The following is a 21,260-nucleotide window of genomic DNA, read 5'->3' on the forward strand; positions in this document are numbered from 1 at the left end:
CTGCTCACCGCTGTCGCGCCGAGCACGGCGCACGCGGCGCAGGCACCGCAGGCAACGCACGCATCACGCTTGAGCCATATGGCGCCACCACGACCGGCCCCAGGACCGCCGCCCAAACCCGCCGGCCACGGCTGTGCCAAGGACCAGTGGCCCTGGGGCTGTGTCGCCAAGTGCGAGAGCGGCGGCAACTGGCGCATCAACACCGGCAACGGCCACTACGGCGGGCTCCAGTTCTCGCAGCAGACCTGGGTGGGGTACGGCGGGGCCAAGTACGCACCCCGCGCGGATCTCGCCAGCCGCAAGGAACAGATCGCCGTCGCCCGCAAGGTGGTGGCCTCGCAGGGGTGGGGTGCCTGGCCGCACTGCTCCAGACGGTACGGGCTCAAGGGCCGTATGGACCTGAGCAGGCCCAGCGTCACGGACCGGCTGAACTCCAGCACCTCACGGCTCTTCAGGAAGGGCTCCACCCGGTTCGGCGTGCTGCACGGCGCTCCCATTCGCCGCTCTCTCCGCTGAGCACGACCGCGCCCCGGCTCAGTTCGTGGACGAATGCCGCCCGTGCGCGCAGTACGGGCGGCAGTCGTTGCTCCGCGATGACCACGCACGCGTCCAGGTCGCTCAGCAGTTCGTACGTGCGGGCGGCGACCGCGGGTGACATGCCCTGCGCGGGCTCGTCGACGAGGACCACGCGCGCACCCGCCAACAGGGCACGGGAGAGGGCGAGCATGCGCTGCTCGCCGCCGGAGAGCGTGCCGGCCCGGCGTGCGAGGAGGGGTTCGAGCCGGGGATAGGCGTGCAGCGCGGTGTCGTACGAGGCAGCCGCGAGTTCGAGGTTCTCGCGCACGGTGAGGGAACCGAACACCGCCCGGCGCTCGGGGACCAGGCACAGCCCCCGGCGGGCCCGTTCGTGCGCGGGCACCCGTGTGACGTCGATGCCGTCCCACACCACCGCGCCGCCGGACAGGGCCACCGTCCCGGCCAGGGCGCGCAGGGCGGTCGTACGGCCGGATCCGTTGCGCCCCAGCAGGACGGTGAGACCGGGGCCGGCGGCGGCGAGGGTGACGCCGTGCAGGGCCTCCAGGGGCCCGTAGCGCACACGGGCGCGGCGCAGGGAGATCGTGGTCATGCGGGGGTCTCCTCGGGGCCCGTGGCGTGCAGGACCCGGTCGGGCGGGCCGGAGGCGACGATGCGGCCGGCCGCCATCACGTGCACGGTGTCGGCGAGGCCGGCCACCAGGTCGAGGTCGTGCTCCACCACCAGGAGGGCCGTGCCGTCGGCGGCGAGGGCCTTCAGGACGCGGGTGAGCGCGACGACCTCCGCGCTGTCGAGACCGGCGGCGGGCTCGTCGAGCAGCAGCACGCGCGGACCACCGACGAGGGCCCGGGCCAACTCGACGCGGCGCAGGGTGCCGGTGGGCAGGTCGGCGGCGGGGCGGGTGCGCAGCGGGCCGTCCAGGCCCAGGAGCCGGAGGGTTCGTTCGACGGCTGACGGGTCGTGGACGCCGGCCTGTTCGGCGCCGACGCGGACGTTCTCCGCCACGGTCAGTGACGGGAAGACGGCCAGCTGCTGGAAGGTGCGGGCGATGCCGAGGCGCGAGCGGGTGTGGGCGGGCAGGCGGGTGATGTCCCGTGGGCCGAGGAGGACCTGGCCGCGACTGGGCCGGTGAGTGCCGGCCAGGCAGTGGAACAGGGTGCTCTTCCCGGCGCCGTTGGGACCGACGACCGCGGTGATGTGGGCCGCCGGGACGGTGAGCGTCACGTCGGACAGGGCGGTGAAGCCGTCGTAGCGCGCCTGCAGCCGGCGTGCGGAGAGGACCGGAGGGCGGGGCCGGCGGGGCCCGGCTGCCGCGTCGCCCGTTCCACTTGAACCACGCGGACCGCGCGGACCACGCGGACCACGCGAACCATCCGAACCACCTGGACCACTTGGACCACCTGAGCCACCCGTGCCGCCTTCGCCGGCCAGCCCGCGGCGCACCCGACCGCCCTCCCGCGGCGGCGGTGTCCGCACGGGCTCGCCCCGCCGGGCCGCCGCCGCGACCCCGGACGCGGTCACCCCCGTCAGGACCGCTCGGGGCGCCGTCTCCCGCCCCACCGACCGCAGCCGTCGCCGCACCCGCGCCCCCGCCGCCGTGAGCGTCACCCCCCGCCGCCTCCCCGTCGCCGCCCGCCACACCGCGTACGGACCGCCGGGGAACCGGCCCACCAGCACCGCCAGCACCCCGATCAGGGCCGCCGCCACACCGCCCCGGGCACCCGCGTCCAGGCCGACCAGGAGAGCCGCCGCGGTCAGCGCGCCCAGGGTGCTGTCGGCGCCCAGCACCACCACCGCGGCGAACCAGAGGAGGCCGCGGACGGGGTCGTAGGCGGCCGGGTCGAAGGCGCGCAGGCCCATGCCGAGCATGCCGCCGCCCAAGGCCGCCAGGGCGGCGCCCGAGACGAAGGCCAGGAGCTTGAGGGAGGGCACCCGGACACCCGCCGCCGACGCCCCCGCCTCGTGGTCGCGCATCGCCGCCAGCGCCCGGCCCGTGCGGCCCCGGCGCAGCAGCCAGGTCGTCAGCAGAGCGGCTGCCAGGAGCGCCAGCTCCAGGACGTAGTAGGCACGGTCGCCCTCGAAGCCCGCCGGGCGGCCGAGGGACAGGCCCGCGATCGCGTACGGCTGGGCGAAGACGAAGCGGCTCACGCCGACGCCGACCGCGAAGGTCGCCAGCGCCAGCGCGAGGCCACGGCGGCTGATCGCCGGCCAACCCGTCAGCAGCCCCAGCGGGGCCACGAGGACCACCGCCACCGCCAGCGCCGCGAGCTCCGGCAGCCGGGGCAGGCCCGGGAAGCGGCCCGCCGCCAGCAGGGCCGTGAACAGGGCCCCCAGACCCGCGTACGCCGCCTGCCCCAGGGAGATCTGGCCGCCCCGGCCCGTGACGACCACCAGGGACAGCAGCACCACACCCAGCGCCGGCACCTGCACCGACGTATGCAGATCGGAGCCCGCGAAGCCGAGCGGGAGCAGGAACAGCACCGCCGCCACGATCCAGGCGCCCGGCGGGGTCGGCACGCGCGCGGTGGCCGTGCGCGGCAGGGCGTCGCGGGTGCCGACGCCCGGGAGGGCCAGGGCGGCGACCAGCAGGGCCACGACGAAGAGGTTCGTGCCGACGGCCTGGACGAGGGGGGCGCCCCAGCCGGACGGGTGCAGGCGCGTCAGCTGGCTCTGCGCCACCCCGATGGCCAGCGCCGCCGCCACCGCGACCGGCAGGCTCCGCATCCGCGCGGCCACCGCGACCGCCACCACCTCCATGACCAGCAGCGGCATGCCGTACGGGTCCAAGCGCACGTACGGCGCCAGCAGGACGCCCGTCAGGCCCGCCGTGAACGAGCCGAACGCCCAGCCCGCCGCCGCCACCCGGTCCGCGTCGATGCCCCCGAGCACGGCCAGCCGGCGGTCGTCCACCACCGCCCTCAGCTCCCGTCCGAAGCGGGTCCAGCGGATGACCGCCCCGACCCCGGCCGCCAGCAGCACGGCCACCGCCAACTGCCCCCAGGGCTCGGCGGACAGCAGCTCCGGCGCGTCGTCCCGCGCCCCCTGGCCCCACAGCAGGGCCGCGCCGCCCACCAGCAGCACGAACACGCCGATGGAGGCGACGAGGGTCTGCGCGGGATCGCCGCCCAGGACCGACAGAGGCCGGAAGACGAACCGTTCCAGCACCATCCCGATCCCGGGCGCGAGCAGCAGCAGCGTCACCGTCGCGCCCGCCCACAGCGGCCATCCCCACTCCACCACGCACTGCCGCAACGTGTACGCGCACACCATCGCGATCGCCCCGTGCGCGAAGTTCAGCACCCCGGTCGCCCGGTACGTCACGATCAAGCCGATCCCGGTGAGCGCGGCGGCGCTGCCGACCGACAGACCGGCCAGGGTGAGGTCGTACGTCAGGGCGGACATCAGTCGTCCGCTTCGGCCGGCTCACAGATGGGGCAGGGGCCCAGTTCGCCGCTCCTCACCTGTTTCGCGTCCACCGGCGCGGCCTCGGCCTTGCCGGCCACCAGCGGGCAGTCCGCGCGGTGCCAGAGGGTTCCCCCCGGCACCATCAGCAGGTCCGGGCTGACCGCGAGCGGCGCCGAGGCCGCCTGCCCGGACTCCGTGGCCTCGGCGGGCTCGGCGTCCACCAGGAGGCCGTACAACTCCTCCACGCGCGCGGCCGCGAGCCCGCCCCGGCCGTGCGTCAGCAGCACCGACCCGGCGATGATCAGCGCCGCCCCGGGGACCGTGCAGGAGGCGAGATACGGCAGCTGCCGCTCGGCGAACCGCTCGCCGGAGACGCCGTACCAGCCGATGACGCACAGCACGGCGCCGGCCGCGAGCGCGGCCCAGCCGGCCCAGAGGACGGGGTGCACGGATCGCAGTCGGGCTGTCCGCATCGCTGGCTCCCACATGCCGGTTTTCACTGCACGCACATCTGTCTTCGGTGCATGTGCCTGGCCGTATTCCATGTCTGCCGATGGACTTGCACTATGCCCCTTGCAAGCTGACCCTGAAAGCACCGGGCGCACACCGCCCGGACCGACACCCGGTGGTGAGCCAGATGGTTCTCGGGAGCGACCTCAGGCGGAGCAAGGCACCCACGGTCCATGGCCCACGGGCGGCGGGACGGGGCACCGCGCTGGCGGCAGCCCTGCTCCTCTTCCTCGCCCCGGCCCTCGCGGCCTGCACCGACGACGAGGGAGGCGGCGGCGACGCGACACCGCCCACACCGACCGTCGAGCGGACCGAGTCACCGGTCGCCTCCGCGCCCCCCGACGCCGGGGCGGCCGAGACGGAGATCAGGCAGAACTGGCAGAGGTTCTTCGACCCCGGAACGACCCTGGAGGACAAGCAGACCGTCCTGGAGAACGGCGACCGGATGGGCCCCGTCCTGCGGGCGTTCAGCGGCGACGAGCGCGGCGGGCAGGTCCAGGCGAAGGTCTCCAAGGTGGAGTTCACCTCCCCGACCGAGGCGAACGTGACCTACGACCTGACCCTGAAGGGCGCCACCGCCCTGCCCGGCGCCACCGGAACCGCGGTCGAAGAGGACGGCACCTGGAAGGTGTCCGTCAAGACCCTGTGCGCGCTGGTGCAGATGAGCGGCAATGGGTCGCCGATCCCGGGGTGTTGAGGCGGCGATCGCCGTGCTGGTGCTGGCTCTGAGTACGGCGTGCGGCAGCAGGCTGCCGGAGAGCGACTTCGAGCACCGCGACCGGGGCACTCCCTCGGCGCCCGCCGGTGACCGGGCCCCGGTCCGCGTCGGCATCATCACCAGCGCCACGAGCCCCGTGGGCGGCAACGCGTTCACCGGCCCCCGCGACGGCGCCAAGGCCTTCTTCGAGCGCCTCAACGCGCGCGGGGGCATCGACGGCCGCCGCGTCGAGGTGCGCGAGTGCGACGACGGCGGCAGCGGTGTGGGCAACAACGAGTGCGTGCACCGGCTGATCGACGAGGACGAGGTCGTCGCCCTCGTCGCCACCACCGCCCTGGACTACGCGGGCGCCTCCCGCGTCTCACGCGCGCGCGTGCCCGACATCGGCGGCCAGCCCATCGGACCCGCCTACGACACCTACCCGCACCTGTACGGCATCTACGGCAGCCTCGCGCCCCGCGACGGCACGACCGGCTGGGACGGCGAGCAGTACGGCGGCACCGAGGTCTACCGGTACTTCGCACGCGAGCACGGCGCCCGCACGGCCGCCGTCGTCTCGTACAACCAGCCCGCGTCCGCCGCCTACGCCCGGCTCGTCGAGCGTGGACTGAAGGCAGAGGGCTACAAGGTCGTCGCCGAGCAGGTCGACTTCGCGCTGCCCAACTTTCGCGCCGTGGCGGCCGATCTGAAGGATCAGGGCGCGGACCTCGTCTTCGACGCCATCGACGGCCACGGCAACGCCCGGCTGTGCGAGGCGATGGACGACGTCGGCGCCGACGTCACCGCCAAGGTCACCCACGTGCAGAACTGGACGTCCACCGTCGCCGAGGACTACGAGGACGCCCCGCGCTGCCGCAACGCCCTGTGGGCGACCGGCGCCTCCCGCAACCACGAGGACACGGAGCATCCCGCCGTACGGGAGTTCCGGGACGCCACCGAGGGCCTCAAGACCCACTCCCAGTGGCAGCTGGAGGGGTGGGCGGCGGCGATGTGGTTCACGGACGCGGCGAAGTCCTGCCTCGACGAGGGCATCACGCGCGCGTGCGTCGACGACCACATGAACCGCAGCCAGGGGTACACCGCCGACGGCCTGCTCGTCCCTGTGCGCTTCGACCGCCTGGCCGAGCCGCCGCAGAGCCGCCGCAGCTGTCTGTCGGTGGCCCGCTGGGAGGACGGCCGGGGCTGGATCTCCCAGGGAGACATGAACGACACGTGCTTCGAGGTGCCGCAACTGCCCTACCGGCCCTGACGGGCAACCACAGGGCCGTGTCGTCGGTCCAACCGGCGAAGCACACAGAGCCGAGGGAGGAACCGCAGCGCATGACGCCCCTGTCGCACGCCGCACCGCTGCACGCCGACTGCATCGCGGACTCGGCCGGCGGCCTGACCTTCGACGTCACCGCGACCGGGGCGACCGACGAGGCCCGCCTCGTCCTGCGCCACCGCGAGGGCCCCGAGGAGGTCACCCTGCCCCTCGCCCCGGCGACCACGGGTCGCCTGCGCGCGGCCCTGCCCAGCAGCGTCGCCCTGCCCGAGGGCCACTGGGACGCGTACGCCAGCGTCGGGGACGAACACACCGACCGCCTGGTGCCGGGCGCCATCGACGTCCACCCCTCGGCCTCCCGCGTCCCCTACGAGACCCGCCAGGGGAACCTCAGCGTCGAATGCCGGGTACCGGCCACCCCGTTAGGGCCGCGGGGAGGTACGCGATCAACCATGATGGACCCGCACTCGCCCGTGAACCCCGCACTTCCGAGGTGTTAGGCGCCCCATGCTCGACACGTCCGCCAGACTCCTGCGGCTGCTCTCCCTCCTCCAGGCCCACCGCGAATGGTCCGGCGCCCGACTGGCCGAACGCCTCGGCGTGACCCCGCGCACGGTCCGCCGGGACGTCGACCGGCTGCGTGAGCTCGGCTACCCCGTCACCGCCAGCCCCGGCACCGGCGGCGGCTACCAGCTGGGAGCCGGCGCCGAACTGCCGCCCCTGCTGCTGGACGACGACGAGGCCGTCGCCGTCGCCGTCGGCCTGCGCACCGCGGCCGGTCACGGCATCGAGGGCATCGGCGAGACCTCCGTACGGGCCCTGGCCAAGCTGGAGCAGGTCCTGCCGAACCGGCTGCGTCGCCGGGTCGGCGCCCTCAACGCCTTCACCGTGCCGATGCTGCGCGGCCCTCAGCCCTCCTCCGTGGACCCGGCCCTGCTCACCGAACTCGCCCATCTGTGCCGGGACTCCGAGCGGCTGCGCTTCGAGTACCGCGACCACGAGGGCGCCGCCAGCCGCCGCAGCGTCGAACCGCACCGCCTCGTGTGCAGTGAGCGCCGCTGGTACCTGGTCGCCTGGGACCTCGAGCGTGACGACTGGCGGACGTTCCGCGTCGACCGCATCACCCCCAGGCCCCCGCACGGCCCGCGTTTCACCCCGCGCACTCCACCCGCCGAGGACCTCGCCGCGTACGTCTCCCGAGGCGTCTCCACGCGCGCGTACGCCGCGCACGCCGTGGTCCGGCTGCTGGTGCCCCTGCACGAGGCCGCCGAGCGGATCTCCCCCTCGGCCGGGGTGCTGGAGGCCGACGGCGAGGACGCCTGCATCCTGCGCACCGGGGCCGGCAGCCTTGAGGTGATGGTGATCCATGTGACGCTGATGGGCTTCGAGTTCGAGGTGCTGGAGCCACCGGAGCTGATCGAGGAGATCAGGAGGGCTCACGACCTGCTTGCTCGCTCTTTGGCTCGGGCTGCGACGTCAGTGCCGCGTACCGCGGATGGTGCAGGTCGAACGCCGGAGACTCGGAACGCACCTTCGGGAGCGTCGTGAAGTTGTGCCGCGGGGGCGGGCAGGAGGTCGCCCACTCCAGGGACCGGCCGAAGCCCCAGGGGTCGTCGACCTCGACCTTCTTGCCGTACTTGGCCGTCTTCCAGACGTTGTAGAGGAACGGCAGCGTCGACAGGCCGAGCAGGAAGGCGCCGATCGTCGAGACCGTGTTCAGCGCCGTGAAGCCGTCGGCGGCGAGATAGTCGGCGTAGCGGCGCGGCATGCCTTCCGCGCCCAGCCAGTGCTGCACCAGGAACGTGGTGTGGAAGCCGATGAACAGCGTCCAGAACTGGATCTTGCCGAGCCGCTCGTCGAGCATCTTGCCGGTGAACTTCGGCCACCAGAAGAAGAAGCCGGCGAAGATCGCGAACACGACCGTGCCGAAGACGACGTAGTGGAAGTGCGCGACCACGAAGTACGAGTCCGTGACATGGAAGTCCAGGGGCGGCGACGCCAGGATCACCCCGGTCAGCCCGCCGAACAGGAAGGTCACCAGGAAGCCCGTCGACCACAGCATGGGGGTCTCGAAGGACAGCGAGCCCTTGATCATGGTGCCGGACCAGTTGAAGAACTTCACTCCCGTCGGGACCGCGATCAGGAAGCTCATGAAGGAGAAGAACGGCAGCAGCACCGCGCCCGTGGCGAACATGTGGTGCGCCCACACCACCACCGACAGACCGGTGATCGCCATCGTCGCCGCGACCAGCGTCAGATAGCCGAACAGCGGTTTGCGGGAGAAGACCGGGATGATCTCGGTGATGATGCCGAAGAACGGCAGCGCGATGATGTACACCTCGGGATGCCCGAAGAACCAGAACAGGTGCTGCCACAGGATCGCCCCGCCGTTCGCCGCGTCGAAGACCTGCGAGCCGAACCGCCGGTCCGCCTCCAGCACCAGCAGCGCCGCCGCGAGCACCGGGAACGCCATCAGGATCAGGATCGACGTGAAGAGCGTGTTCCAGGTGAACAGCGGCATCCGGAACATCGTCATCCCGGGGGCGCGCATCCCGATGATCGTGGTGATGAAGTTGACCGCGCCGAGGATCGTGCCGAAGCCGGCCAGCGCCAGACCCATGATCCACAGATCGGGCCCCACACCCGGTGAGCGCTCCAGGCTGTTCAGCGGCGCGTAGGCGAACCAGCCGAACGACGCCGGGCCGTTCGGCACGATCAGTGAGCTCAGCACGATCAGGCCGCCGAACAGGAACAACCAGTACGAGAACATGTTCAGCCGTGGGAAGGCGACGTCCGGGGCGCCGATCTGCAGCGGCATCAGCTCGTTGGCGAAGCCCGCGAAGGTGGGGGTCGCGAACAGCAGCAGCATGATCGTGCCGTGCATGGTGAACATCTGGTTGAACTGCTCGTTGCTGAGCAGTTGCAGCCCCGGCCGGGCGAGCTCGGCACGCATCAGCAGGGCCATCACACCGCCGGTCAGGAAGAACACGAACGACGTGATCAGGTAGAGATGGCCGATCTTCTTGTGGTCGGTGGTGGTCAGCCAGTCGACGACCACCCGGCCGCCGGGCTGTCTGCTCCCCGTGGGCCGTGCCGTCGCCCGTACGGTCTGCGTCCCCATCGCTCGCTCGCCCCTTCGCTCGTCGCGCCCCGGGCCCGCACAACCCGCGCCGCACGCGTCGACGCGAGCTCAGGCCATGATGCTCGCGTCGGCGACGCTCCGACAGGGGGCGTGCGCAGGCCATGTGCCGGAACCATGTATTTCCTGTGCGGCACCGGCTTCCGCGGCCCGCGCGAAATGGGAGGGAAAAGGGGTCCGGGGATCGTTCTCAGGGAACTTTTCCGTCGGGCTGTCGGCGGGGCCGTCACGACACGCGGAAATTACGATCGAATGCCTGCGGAAGGCCTATGAAACCGCTCGTCCGTGTGACGGAGCGGAGTCGAAACGCGTGTCGTGATCCTGTGACAAAAGCGTGACCGGAGGGGGATGTATGACCCGGATGGCCGCTACAAGGTTCCCCGCCCGGCTCTGGCCCGATCCTTCCCGAAGGCCCTAGCGTGGCGGCATGGCACCCATTCCGAATCTCCCTGCCGAGCCCCAGGACAGCCCGGACTCCTACGTCGGACTCGATGCCGACCGGGCCGAGCGACGTGCCCGAGAGCGAGGGTGGTCCACGGTGCGCTCGCTGCCGCCGGGGGCGATCATCACCATGGAATACCGCAGCGGTCGCCTGAACTTCGAGGTCGAGAACGGCCACGTGGCGAGGGCCTGGAAGGGCTGACACAGCGTGACGGCCCCGGCTCCTGCGCAGGAGCCGGGGCCGTCGTGGTGCGGGCGTGGTGTGCGTACCGGCCCGGGAGCCGAAGTCGCTCAGCCCCCCGGGATGAAGCGGGCCTTCGGGGCCGCGCCGCGGGCGATGCGGTCCGGATGCGGGGGGCGGCGGCCGCCGACCGGGGTGCGCTCGCCGCGGGCCGTGTGCGGGCCGGGAGCCAGATGGACGGGAGCCCGGGGTGAGCGGGCAGAGGGGGCCGCCTCGAATGCCGCCACCTCGTCGTCGGTGGGCGCGGGACGCGGCGTGAGCAGCACCGGAGCCTGGACCGGTGTGGCGGTGGGCGCGGCGACCGAGCCGGCCCGACGCTCGCGCCAGCGGTCGCGCAGGTCGAAGATCCAGGCCTCCGAGCGGGCGATCAACGGCTCGAACCACGGCAGGGCGAGCAGGATCAGCAGTCCGGCGGCCCAGCCGAGCAGTACGTCGCTCAGCCAGTGCGTACCGAGGTACACGGTGGACAGGCCGACGCCCAGCGAGGTCACCGCCGACAGGGCCGACAGCCAGCGGCGCGCTCTCGGGGTCGAGGCCAGATAGGCCAGGATTCCCCAGGTCACCACGGCGTTGGCGGTGTGGCCGCTGGGGAATATATCGCCGCCCAGCCACATCTCGTTGGAGCCGACGGTCGTCGCGTAGTGCGGGCCGAGGCGGCCCATGCCGATCTTGGCGGCGCCGACCGTGACGTTCAGCAGCAGCAGCGAGACGCCGAGCGCGAGCAGCGGACGCAGTGTGTGCTGCCGCCAGGAACGCCAGCCCAGCCAGGCCGCGACCATCACGGCGGTCGGGCCGCGCTGGCCGAGCACCACGTAGTAGTCGACGAAGGCGTGGATCTCCGCCCACTGCTGGTACGGCCGGAAGAACATGACCTGCCAGTCGAGCCGGACCAGCCACGAGGTGATGACGACGGCCCACACGATCGCCACGTAGAAGGCCAGGGTCGCGCCGAAGAGGACGATCCGGTGTCGGCTCGTCTCCGGCACGGTGATGTGGGCCGGTCGTTCCGGCTCACGATCGAGTCTGGCGAACACCCGGTCCAGACGGGTGGGCTTCCGTTCGGTACGCACCCAATCGACGTTACAGCGAGTGAGCTCAGATCCTCGTCGATTCACCGGGTTTGTGATGACGATGTGATGTGGGATTCCTCTCAGTGGAAGGTTTATTTCCAGCGAATCCGTATTCGACGAGGGCCGTGGCCTTCAATTCTTTTGATCATTCCGGATGGACGTTTTTTCGTGCTTTTGAGTTCGTTTACCGTTTCCTCATACGGAATTCTCCCGGCGCACACTCGGAGTGACCGGCGGTCAGGGCGGACCGCTGCCGTTCAGCCAGAACGCCCCGTACACGGCCGACCCCACGGCCACGGCCCCCACCAGCAAGGCGGCCCCCCGCGTACGCAGTCGGGCGAGGGGCTGGGCGAGCGGCAGGAGCAGCGGGAAGGCGGGGAGCAGCAGCCGCGGTTTCGAGCCGAAGTAGCTCGACGCGCACAGGGCCAGCGCGGTGACGACTCCCGCGTACACCAGGAGCGGCAGCGGCTGGCGTTGCCGTACGCACACGACGTACAGCCGGATCACCAGGCCGACGCCGACCAGCAGCCCGACCCCGGCGAGGGCCGAGGGGAACGAGGTGAACTTCTCGGCGACGAACCGGGCGAAGGCGTAACCGCCGTCGAAGCCGTTGCGCCAGCCCGCCTGGACGTCCAGATAGCCCAGCGGGCCCTTGCCGGTGCGGTGGCCGACCCACAGGACGTACCCGGCCGCACCGAGCGGGGCGAGCAGCATGCCGAGGACGAGACGCACCGGGGTGCCGGGGGCACGGGCCGGGGCGTCCGCGTCCGGCGACCGGCCCGCACCGCGGTCCCGTACGAGCGCGGCGACGCCCGCCGCCCACACCGCCGCGACCACGGCCAGCCCGACCGGACGGGTCAGCCCGGCCAGCAGCGCCAAGGTGCCCGCCGTGAGCCAGCGGCCGGTCAGGAGCGCGTACAGCGACCACGCGGCCAGCGCGGTGAACAGCGACTCGCTGTACGCCATCGACTGCACGATCCCGACGGGCAGCACGGCCCACAGCACAACCGCGCACACCCCGACGCGACGGCCGTACACATGGTCCGCCACCGCGAAGATCCCCCAGGCCGCCGCGAGCGAGGCCAGCAGGCTGACGGCGAAGCCGCCGTCGGCGTACGACAGTGGCGAGACCTCCGCCACCAGCCGCTCCAGCCAGGGCAGCAGCGGGAAGAACGCGAGGTTGGAGTGCACGTCCCCGTTGGGCAGGCGCACCTCATAGCCGTAGCCGAGCTCGGCGACCCGGGTGTACCAGAGCGCGTCCCAGCGCGCGGTCAGCAGGGTGTACGCGTCCTTGCCGCGCGCCGCGCTCCACAGGGTCAGGGCGAGCAGGCCGAGGGCGCGCACGGCCACGTACCCGAGGAGCGCCGGGGCCGCCCGGCGCAGCATCTCGGAACGGGCCGGGGCCACACGCATCGCAAGATCGGTCACGGGCCCGATTATCGGCCCGGCGCCGGTCGGGGGATCGGCCGGACCGGGAACCGCAGGCGATGAGAGTGGCATACGCCACAGTTGTCCGCCGGACGTGTGAGAGGTCCGCCACTCGGCACCGCCGGGAACTCGCGTACCCTGACGAGTCACTCGCCCTTTTCGTTGCGCGGGCCGGAGACCACCGCTCCTCTCCGGCCGGGTCACGGGGAGTCCCCACCCCGTGTGACCGCCGAGAGCGAGGGAACATCTGGGAGGTACGTACATGTCCGGGACGACCACGGCTGCCGCTGCGCTGCGCCGTAGGGCGGCCGGGGCCGGTGCCAACCGCTGGGTCGTGCTCGTCGTCCTCTGCGTCAGCCTGCTGCTCGTCGCGGTCGACGCGACCGTCCTGCACGTGGCGGTGCCCGCCGTCACCGAGGACCTCAGGCCCGGCGCGATAGAGCTGCTCTGGATCGTCGACATCTATCCGCTCGTGTGCGCCTCGCTGCTGATCCTCTTCGGCACGCTCGGCGACCGGGTGGGCCGCAGACGGGTCCTGCTCCTCGGTTACGGCCTCTTCGGCCTCGCCTCCGGCCTCGCGGCCCTCGCGCACGACCCGCAGGTGCTGATCCTGGCCCGCGCCCTGCTCGGCGTCGGCGGCGCGATGATCATGCCCGCGACCCTGTCGATCCTGCGCCAGGTCTTCCCCGACCGGCGCGAGCGTGCCCTCGCGATCGGTATCTGGAGCGCCGTCGCCGCGGTGGGCGCGGCGGTCGGGCCACTGCTCGGAGGCTTCCTCCTGGAGCACTTCTGGTGGGGCTCGGTCTTCCTCGTCAACATACCGCTGATGCTGATCAGCCTTCCGGTGGGACGCCTGCTGCTGCCCGAGTCGAAGGGTGACGGCAAGGGACCCTGGGACGTGGTCGGGGCGCTGCTGGCCGCGGCCGGGCTGTTCGGTGTGGTGCTGGGCGTGAAGCGGCTCGGCGGCGGGGAGACCGTGGTGAGCCTGCTCACGCTGGCGCCGTTGCTGATCGGCGCGACGCTGCTGGTCCTGTTCGTGCGGCGGCAGCGGCGCCGGGCGTATCCGCTGGTGGACCTCACGATGTTCGCGCGACCGGCGTTCAGTACGTCCGTCGGGTGCATCGTGCTGGCGATGCTCGCGCTGGTCGGGCTCGAACTGATCGCGGCGCAGTATCTCCAGCTCGTGCTGGGCCTTTCGCCGCTGGAGACGGGCCTGCGGCTGCTGCCGCTGACCTTCGCCGCCATGGCGGCCGGGCTGGCGGGGGCGCGGATGCTGCGCCGGTTCGGCCCCCGGCGCATGGTGTGCCTCGGGTTCTGCCTGACGGCCGGAGCGGTGCTGCTGCTGACGGCGATGGGCCGCGCGGACAACTGCGCGCTGATGGTGTCCGGGTTCGTACTGCTCGGCTTCGGTCTGGAGACGACGCTCTTCGGCGCCTACGAGTCGATGCTGAGCGAGGCCCCGCCGGAGCAGGCCGGTGGGGCGGCGGCGATCGGTGAGACGTCGTACCAGCTGGGGGCAGGGATCGGCATCGCCCTGCTGGGCAGCGTGATGAACGCGGCGTACGCCCCTGGGCTCACGGGCGTCTCGGGCGTGCCGGCGTCGGCGTCCACGGCTGCTTCGCACTCGCTGGGGGAGGCCTACGAGGTCGCCGCTCAGCTGGGCGGGCCGGCCGGCGCCGCCCTGCGGCACGCCGCTCGGGACTCGTTCGTGCACGGACTGCATGTGACGTTGCTGGTGAGCGCCGGATTGCTGCTGCTCGGTGCGGCCATGGCGCTGCGGTTGCCGCGCGTGATGCAGTGCGAGGCGCCCGCGGTGGAACTGCCCAAGCCGAGGGAAGTCGCCGAGTCCCGCGTCTCCGCCTGACCGACGCGGCGGGGCGCCGGGCCTGTACTGGACGCGCGGGACACCGCGTCGTAGCGTCTGGGCCGAGAGCCGTGACTAGCGCCGCTAGTTTTAGTCGTTGCTGGAGGGTGTCCCATGTCCGCGTCCGCGAAGTTGCCCCCGTTCGACCCGGCCGACCCGCTCGGTATCGACGACCTCCTGGGGCCCGAGGACCTCGCGGTCCGGGACACCGTGCGGCAGTGGGCGGCGGATCGGGTGCTGCCGCACGTCGCCGAGTGGTACGAGAAGGGCGAGCTGCCGGGGATCCGGGAACTCGCCAGGGAACTGGGGGAGATCGGCGCCCTCGGGATGTCGCTCAGCGGGTACGGGTGCGCCGGGGCCTCCGCCGTGCAGTACGGGCTCGCCTGTCTGGAGCTGGAGGCCGCCGACTCCGGGATCCGGTCGCTCGTCTCCGTGCAGGGGTCCCTCGCGATGTACGCCGTCCACCGGTTCGGGAGCGAGGAACAGCGGCAGCGGTGGCTGCCCCGCATGGCGTCCGGCGAGGTCATCGGGTGCTTCGGGCTGACCGAGCCCGACCACGGGTCCGACCCGGCTTCCATGCGGACGTACGCGAAGAAGGACGGCTCCGACTGGGTGCTCAACGGGCGCAAGATGTGGATCACGAACGGCTCCGTCGCCGGGGTCGCCGTCGTGTGGGCGCAGACCGAGGAGGGGATCCGCGGGTTCGTCGTGCCGGCCGACAGCGCCGGGTTCTGCGCACCGGAGATCAAGCACAAGCTGTCCCTGCGCGCCTCTGTCACGAGTGAGCTCGTCATGGACGACGTACGACTGCCCGCCGATGCCGTGCTGCCCGAGGTCGTCGGGCTCAAGGGGCCGCTCAGCTGTCTGTCGCACGCCCGGTACGGGATCGTGTGGGGCGCCATGGGCGCGGCGCGGTCCTGCTTCGAGGCCGCTGTCGACTACGCGAAGTCACGGGAGCAGTTCGGCCGGCCGATCGGTGGCTTCCAGCTCACCCAGGCCAAGCTCGCCGACATGGCGCTCGAACTGCACAAGGGAATTCTGCTCGCCCATCATCTGGGGCGGCGTATGGACGCCGGCCGCCTGCGTCCCGAGCAGGTCAGCTTCGGCAAGCTCAACAACGTCCGCGAGGCCATCGACATCTGCCGTACGTCCCGGACGATCCTCGGTGCCAACGGGATCTCGCTCGAATACCCCGTGATGCGGCACGCGACCAACCTCGAATCGGTGCTCACCTACGAGGGCACCGTCGAGATGCACCAGCTCGTCCTGGGCAAGGCGCTCACCGGGCTCGACGCCTTCCGCTGAACCCCACCAGGGGGCAGGGCCGGTGAGCGGCCCTGCCTCAGCTCTGGTTGTAGAAGCCGTCCGAGCGGTGGGCGGCCGACTCCCCGTTGATGATCTCGGTGTCGGCCGGGGTCAGCAGGAACACCCGGTTGGACACGCGGTCGATCGAGCCGCGCAGACCGAAGATGAGTCCTGCCGCGAAGTCGACGACCCGCTTGGCGTCGCCGGGTTCCATGGCCGTGAGGTTCATGATGACCGGGACGCCGTCCCTGAACAGCTCGCCGATGGCGCGGGCGTCCCGGAAGCTGTCCGGGGTGACCGTGCCGATGCGGCGGCCCTTCTCCTCGGCGACATCCGTGGCCACCTTGACCCGCGGGTCGGTGACCCAGGCATCCCCGGACTCGGTCCCTTCGGAGTAGTCGTCGTCGTAGTAACGCTCGTCATCGTTGTCGTCAACGAGGCCCAGCCAGGCACTCGCCTTGCGCACCGATCCCATGGACGCCTCCTCTCACAGCGGTCTCTCTTACATTCCGCATCCCTATGGTCATCCATGATGCGGACGTCGCGCCAAGTGGATAGACGCCGCGCGGGGGGTTTGTGACGGTACTGGTGCACAGCGAATCCGTCGAGAGCCCGTGTCCCCCAAGGGGCGTGCCACAAACGGCTGCTGACTGTGAGTGAAATATGATTCTTCACGGCGTACGGGTGATGCGGGGTGCGTACGGGTGAACGGTGCGGCCGCCGTGATCGGTGCTCCGCTGGGTACGATGCGGCAGTTCAGCGCCACAGTGCGCCGTCGGGACCTCGGGGGGACGTCATGTTCGGAATGGTCAGGCCGTGCCGTCATCGGCTGGGAGAAAAGTTCACCGGTCAGTGGATGGCGCATCTGTGCGGGCTGTGCCTCGCGTTGCGCGGGGACCATGGCCAGTTCGCGCGGATCGTGACGAATTATGACGGTCTTCTCATTTCTGTTCTGACAGAAGCTCAGGCAGAGAAGAACAGTGAACTGCGGCGTACGGCCGGACCGTGCCCGCTGCGCGGCATGCGTACCGCGTCCGTGGCGCAGGGCGAGGGAGCGCGGCTCGCCGCCGCCGTCTCGCTGGTACTCGCCTCTGCCAAGGTGCGGGACCACGTGGCCGACGGCGACGGGCTGCTGGCCCGCAGGCCGGTGGCGCTCGCCGCGCGCCGGGTGGCCGCGGGATGGGGCGCCGCCGGTGCCCGTTCCGGCTCGGCCGTGGGCTTCGACACCGCTGTGCTCGTCGACGCCGTGGACCGGCAGATCGGCATCGAGGCGCTCGCCGGGCTCGGCACGCCGATCCTCGGCGTCACCGAACCGACCGAGACGGCGACCGCCGCCGCCTTCGCGCACACCGCGGTCCTGGCCGGACGGCCGCACAACGCCGGGCCGCTGGCCGAGGCCGGGCGCCTCTTCGGACGGTTGGCGCACCTCCTGGACGCCGTGGAGGACAGGGCGGCTGACGCCGAGTCGGGCGCGTGGAACCCGCTGACGGCCACGGGGACTTCGCTCGCGGAGGCGCGGCGCCTCGCCGACGACGCCGTGCACGGGGTGCGGCTCGCGCTGCGTGAAGTGGAGTTCACGGACGCGGGGCTCGCGCATCTGCTGCTGGTGCACGAGCTGCGGCGCTCGGTGGACCGGGCGTTCGGCACGGTGCCGGTGTGCGCCTCCCACCAGCCCGGTCCCTATGGGCAGCCGCCACAGCAGGGGCAGGGGCAGGGGCATGGGCATGGGCATGGGCAGGGGCCTTACGGCGTGCCGCCGCAGAATCCGTATGGCGGTGGGAATCCCTACGGGGGCCCTGGCGCGTACGCCGGTGGCGGGGGAGCGCCCGGTGGCGGTGGGGGAGCGTACGGCGGTGGGGGTGGTGGCGGCTTCGGAGGGTTCGGCGGTGGAGCGGCGCCTCAGCCCCCGAGGGGGCGGCGTGGGTTCTGGGCCGGCTGCGGGATGTTCTGGCTGCTGTGCTGCACCTGCCAGTTGTGCTGTGCGAAGGAGTACGAGGGCCCGTGGTCCCGCAAGAGGCGCGAGGGCTGCTGCCGGGACTGCGACGGCTGCGACTGCTGTCCCTGCGACGGCTGCTAGGTCGGTCCGCGAAGTCCCCTCGTCCGCCCGGGGGCGGCCCTGTGGTGGCTGCCGGGTGCGGCTGCTGCTGCGGTGGTCGGCAGAAGTTCGGTTGAGTTGGGTCGGGGCCGGGGGCGGCGGGCCGTGGTGGGCAGGCGACTTCCGGTCACTGCTGGGATTCAGGTGGCCGACGGTGCCCGTCGGGCGTCCGGGGCGGCCGGGGCGGCCTTGCTGACCGGGTGATGTGAAGGCGCGTCGGCCGTGGGGGTGGTGCGCCAAGCGGCGGGGGGCGGAGCGGACTTGGGCTCGCCGTCGCCGCACGCCGGGGCAAAGGCCGTCAACTTTCGTAGATCATTCAATGGTTGACGGCCGAAAGGTGCTCTTGCGCCTACCGGTCGTTCGGCCGAATACTCCCCCTCAGCGCTTGTCAGGGGCACGGCGTGTTCGGAATCCGGAGACGTGCCCCCTGGCTGCGCCTCACGGGCCCCGACCCCACGCGGGCCCCCGACTTCCCTTGGAGGGAACGAAAAGTGAGGATCAAGCGCACCACCCCCCGTAGCGGCATTGCGAGACGGACCCGGCTGATCGCCGTATCCACCGGCCTCGCGGCCGCAGCCGCGATCGCGATCCCCCACGCGAGCGCCGCGGAGACTCCCACCACCTTCAGCGCCGCCCAGCTCAAGAGCGCCAGCAGCTCGGTGCTGAAGGCCGACATCCCGGGCACCGCCTGGGCCGTCGACAGCAAGACCAACCGCGTGATGGTGACCGTAGACAGCACGGTCTCCCAGGCGGAGATCGCCAAGATCAAGCAGCAGGCCGGGGCCGACGCCGACGCGCTCACCATCAAGCGCACCCCCGGCAAGTTCAGCAAGTTCATCCAGGGCGGCGACGCCATCTATGCGAGTAGCTGGCGCTGCTCGCTCGGCTTCAACGTCCAGGACAGCAGCGGCAACCAGTACTTCCTGACGGCCGGCCACTGCACGGACGGCGCGGGCACCTGGTACTCCAACTCCGGCCGCACCCAGGTCATCGGCTCGACCGCCGGCTCCAGCTTCCCGGGCAACGACTACGGCATCGTGCGCTACACCGGTTCCGTCAGCCGCCCCGGTACCGCGAACGGCGTGGACATCACCCGCGCGGCCACGCCCAGCGTGGGCACCACCGTCATCCGTGACGGCTCGACCACCGGTACGCGCAGCGGCCGGGTCACCGCCCTCAACGCGACCGTCAACTACGGCGGCGGCGACATCGTCGGCGGCCTGATCCAGACCACCGTGTGCGCCGAGCCCGGCGACTCCGGCGGTTCGCTGTACGGCAGCAACGGCACGGCGTACGGTCTGACCTCCGGCGGCAGCGGCAACTGCACCAGCGGTGGCACGACCTTCTTCCAGCCGGTCACGGAGGCCCTCAGCGCCTACGGCGTCAGCGTCTACTGACGAGCCCGCCGGACATCGGCGCAGATCGCTTGCGCTGATCGCAGCCGACGGCATCGAGCCCCCGCACGCCAGTCGCGTGCGGGGGCTCCTCCTTGTGTTCCCCCTGTGTTGCGCGCCCGCGTGCTGCCTCGTCATGTGCTGTGAGGCGTCGGCCGCGCGGGTCGACGCCTCGTCTGCTTCAGGGGGACCTTGCCGGCCGGTGCTCTCGTGCGGGTGGAGGACTGTCGGTTCGCGGTCTCGCGGATGGGGGCGATTTCGAGACAGGAGTAGACCTTACCCGTTGCTTATGAGTCGCTCGCTCGGGGTGTTTGCTGCGGGAAGGAAGCCGGGCGTGACTGTGCACGGTCAAGCCGGTGAGGGGGTGCAACCGTGTTCTACGCGCGTCCTGAAGTCGACCTTGTGCGCTCCCCGTTGGCCTAGGAATAGTGAGCGTTGTTCAACCGGCAGGGGCGCGACTTTTGTTGTGTGACGCCCCGGTAGCCGTACGCCTTCCGGTCCGACGAGGTCCCCACAACCTCTCGGGCCGACCCCCCACAGGAGGACGTGAGTTGAAGCACCGACGCATACCCAAGCGGCGTGCAGCCGTGGCAGGTGCCGGTATCGCCGCACTGGTTGCCGCGGGCGTGACCTTGCAGACTGCGAACGCGAGTGAGACGCCGGAGGCGTCCGCGCCGAAGACGCTGTCGATCGGCGCGGCCGGAAAGCTCGCCTCGACGCTCGCCAAGGACCTCGGCGCCGATGCCGCGGGTACCTACTACGACGCTCAGGCCAAGAGCCTTGTGGTGAACGTCCTCGACGAGGCCGCGGCCGACGCCGTCGAGGCGGCCGGCGCCAAGGCCAGAGTCGTCGAGAACTCGCTTGCCGAGCTGAAGAGCGCCCGTACGACGCTCAAGCAGGACGCCACCATTCCCGGCACCTCCTGGGTGACGGACCCGACGACCAACAAGGTCGTCGTCACCGCCGACCGCACGGTCTCCAAGGCGGAGTGGGCCAAGCTCAGCAAGGTCGCCGACGGGCTGGGCGCCACGGTCGAACTCCAGCGGACGAAGGGGGAGTTCAAGCCCTTCATCGCGGGTGGTGACGCCATCACCGATGGCAGCGGGCGCTGCTCGCTCGGCTTCAACGTGGTCAAGGGCGGCGAGCCGTTCTTCCTGACCGCCGGGCACTGCACCGAGGGGATCTCGACCTGGTCGGACTCCAACGGCAAGGAGATCGGCACCAACGAGGTGTCCAGCTTCCCCGACAACGACTACGGGCTGGTCAAGTACACGGCCGAGGTCGAGCACCCGAGCGAGGTCAACCTCTACAACGGGTCCACGCAGGCCATCAGCGGGGCCGCGGAGGCGACTGTCGGCATGGCGGTCACTCGCAGCGGGTCGACCACGCAGGTGCACGAGGGCAAGGTCACCGGGCTCGACGCCACCGTGAACTACGGCAACGGTGACATCGTCAACGGGCTGATCCAGACCGACGTGTGCGCGGAGCCCGGGGACAGCGGTGGCTCGCTGTTCTCCGGTGACAAGGCGGTCGGGCTGACCTCGGGTGGCAGTGGTGACTGCACCTCCGGTGGGGAGACGTTCTTCCAGCCGGTGACCGAGGCGCTGTCGGCGACGGGTACCGAGATCGGCTGACCTGGTCGTCGTGGTTCGTGAAGTCCCGCCCTCGTGAGGGGGCGGGACTTTCGTGTGTGGTGCGGGTGCCTGCGGCGCTTGTGCGGGGTGGGGTGGGGGTGCGCGTTCGATGCCTGCGGCGCCTGTGCGGGGGTGTGGGGGTGCGGCTTCTTCTCGCCGTCGGTGGGTGTCGGTCGGCGGCGTCGGGGGCCGCGGCGGCGGCGGGGGGGGGGTCGTGG

17 protein-coding genes and 1 pseudogene are annotated in these 21,260 nt (G+C 71.6%); 11 read left to right on the top strand and 7 right to left on the bottom strand.

Features of this window, described 5'->3' with window-relative positions:
- The first annotated feature begins 78 nt into the window (after window positions 1-78).
- Complete coding sequence (locus ACFYNL_RS38960; protein WP_388812790.1) at window positions 79-516, top strand: transglycosylase family protein; 438 nt, start codon at window positions 79-81, stop codon at window positions 514-516.
- On the opposite strand, the gene ACFYNL_RS38965 is transcribed toward ACFYNL_RS38960, so the two are convergent.
- Genes ACFYNL_RS38965 through ACFYNL_RS38975 form a run of 3 tightly spaced genes read right to left on the bottom strand, consistent with a single transcriptional unit; the run spans window position 452 to window position 4,412 of the window.
- Window positions 452-1,126, bottom strand: coding sequence for an ABC transporter ATP-binding protein (locus ACFYNL_RS38965; RefSeq protein WP_388812793.1), 675 nt, complete (start codon window positions 1,124-1,126; stop codon window positions 452-454). The two genes, ACFYNL_RS38960 and ACFYNL_RS38965, sit on opposite strands and share 65 nt — an antisense overlap.
- A complete protein-coding gene (locus ACFYNL_RS38970; protein ID WP_388812796.1) occupies window positions 1,123-3,936 on the bottom strand; it encodes an ATP-binding cassette domain-containing protein in 2,814 nt (937 codons plus the stop codon). Before ACFYNL_RS38970 ends, ACFYNL_RS38965 begins: the two co-directional genes overlap by 4 nt.
- Entirely contained in the window at window positions 3,936-4,412 is a 477-nt protein-coding gene (locus ACFYNL_RS38975; RefSeq protein WP_388812799.1) for a hypothetical protein, read from the bottom strand. The genes ACFYNL_RS38970 and ACFYNL_RS38975 overlap by 1 nt, the downstream gene beginning before the upstream one ends.
- Before the next feature lie 164 nt (window positions 4,413-4,576).
- On the opposite strand from ACFYNL_RS38975, the gene ACFYNL_RS38980 reads away from it, so the two are divergent.
- The 4 genes from ACFYNL_RS38980 (at window position 4,577) to ACFYNL_RS38995 (ending at window position 7,979) form a co-directional block, all read left to right on the top strand.
- Window positions 4,577-5,146, top strand: a complete 570-nt coding sequence (locus tag ACFYNL_RS38980) for a hypothetical protein (RefSeq protein ID WP_388812802.1) — start codon at window positions 4,577-4,579, stop codon at window positions 5,144-5,146.
- The gene (locus ACFYNL_RS38985) at window positions 5,121-6,416 is read left to right on the top strand and encodes an ABC transporter substrate-binding protein (protein ID WP_388812805.1); all 1,296 of its coding nucleotides are present in this window, start codon (window positions 5,121-5,123) and stop codon (window positions 6,414-6,416) included. Before ACFYNL_RS38980 ends, ACFYNL_RS38985 begins: the two co-directional genes overlap by 26 nt.
- 71 nt (window positions 6,417-6,487) lie before the next feature.
- The gene (locus ACFYNL_RS38990) at window positions 6,488-6,931 is read left to right on the top strand and encodes a hypothetical protein (protein WP_388812808.1); all 444 of its coding nucleotides are present in this window, start codon (window positions 6,488-6,490) and stop codon (window positions 6,929-6,931) included.
- A 7-nt stretch (window positions 6,932-6,938) separates the two neighbouring features.
- The gene (locus ACFYNL_RS38995) at window positions 6,939-7,979 is read left to right on the top strand and encodes a helix-turn-helix transcriptional regulator (RefSeq protein WP_388812811.1); all 1,041 of its coding nucleotides are present in this window, start codon (window positions 6,939-6,941) and stop codon (window positions 7,977-7,979) included.
- Window positions 7,980-8,019: 40 nt separating this feature from the next.
- Here the strand turns inward: ACFYNL_RS38995 and ctaD are convergent.
- Window positions 8,020-9,552 (bottom strand): annotated as a pseudogene (ctaD, locus tag ACFYNL_RS39000) (cytochrome c oxidase subunit I); the annotation flags it as partial.
- 445 nt (window positions 9,553-9,997) lie between these two features.
- Here ctaD and ACFYNL_RS39005 point away from each other — a divergent pair.
- Window positions 9,998-10,213 carry an I78 family peptidase inhibitor gene (locus tag ACFYNL_RS39005; protein ID WP_388812814.1) on the top strand — a complete coding sequence of 72 codons (216 nt, stop codon included), beginning with the start codon at window positions 9,998-10,000 and terminating at the stop codon, window positions 10,211-10,213.
- Window positions 10,214-10,302: 89 nt separating this feature from the next.
- Here ACFYNL_RS39005 and ACFYNL_RS39010 read toward each other — a convergent pair whose 3' ends face one another.
- Complete coding sequence (locus ACFYNL_RS39010) at window positions 10,303-11,322, bottom strand: phosphatase PAP2 family protein (RefSeq protein ID WP_388812817.1); 1,020 nt, start codon at window positions 11,320-11,322, stop codon at window positions 10,303-10,305.
- Window positions 11,323-11,559: 237 nt separating this feature from the next.
- A complete protein-coding gene (locus ACFYNL_RS39015) occupies window positions 11,560-12,750 on the bottom strand; it encodes a hypothetical protein (protein ID WP_388812820.1) in 1,191 nt (396 codons plus the stop codon).
- A gap of 262 nt (window positions 12,751-13,012) precedes the next feature.
- Here ACFYNL_RS39015 and ACFYNL_RS39020 point away from each other — a divergent pair, with 262 nt between their 5' ends.
- Both ACFYNL_RS39020 and ACFYNL_RS39025 read left to right on the top strand, forming a co-directional pair.
- Window positions 13,013-14,614, top strand: coding sequence for an MFS transporter (locus ACFYNL_RS39020; RefSeq protein ID WP_388812823.1), 1,602 nt, complete (start codon window positions 13,013-13,015; stop codon window positions 14,612-14,614).
- A gap of 114 nt (window positions 14,615-14,728) precedes the next feature.
- Window positions 14,729-15,919 carry an acyl-CoA dehydrogenase family protein gene (locus tag ACFYNL_RS39025; protein WP_388812826.1) on the top strand — a complete coding sequence of 397 codons (1,191 nt, stop codon included), beginning with the start codon at window positions 14,729-14,731 and terminating at the stop codon, window positions 15,917-15,919.
- A 37-nt stretch (window positions 15,920-15,956) separates the two neighbouring features.
- Here the strand turns inward: ACFYNL_RS39025 and ACFYNL_RS39030 are convergent, their stop codons facing one another.
- On the bottom strand, window positions 15,957-16,394 hold the full coding sequence (locus ACFYNL_RS39030; protein WP_019754330.1) for a cell division protein SepF: 438 nt from the start codon (window positions 16,392-16,394) through the stop codon (window positions 15,957-15,959).
- Between the two features lie 321 nt (window positions 16,395-16,715).
- Between ACFYNL_RS39030 and ACFYNL_RS39035 the strand changes: the two genes are divergently transcribed.
- The 3 genes from ACFYNL_RS39035 (at window position 16,716) to ACFYNL_RS39045 (ending at window position 21,042) form a co-directional block, all read left to right on the top strand.
- The gene (locus tag ACFYNL_RS39035) at window positions 16,716-17,996 is read left to right on the top strand and encodes a DUF5685 family protein (protein WP_388812830.1); all 1,281 of its coding nucleotides are present in this window, start codon (window positions 16,716-16,718) and stop codon (window positions 17,994-17,996) included.
- Between the two features lie 509 nt (window positions 17,997-18,505).
- Entirely contained in the window at window positions 18,506-19,411 is a 906-nt protein-coding gene (locus tag ACFYNL_RS39040) for a S1 family peptidase (RefSeq protein ID WP_388812833.1), read from the top strand.
- Between the two features lie 548 nt (window positions 19,412-19,959).
- Window positions 19,960-21,042 (top strand): S1 family peptidase, encoded by a 1,083-nt coding sequence (locus tag ACFYNL_RS39045; RefSeq protein ID WP_388812836.1) that lies wholly within the window; start codon window positions 19,960-19,962, stop codon window positions 21,040-21,042.
- Window positions 21,043-21,260: the final 218 nt, after the last annotated feature.

It is taken from the genome of Streptomyces sp. NPDC007808 (genome assembly GCF_042868655.1).
Lineage (GTDB): Bacteria > Actinomycetota > Actinomycetes > Streptomycetales > Streptomycetaceae > Streptomyces.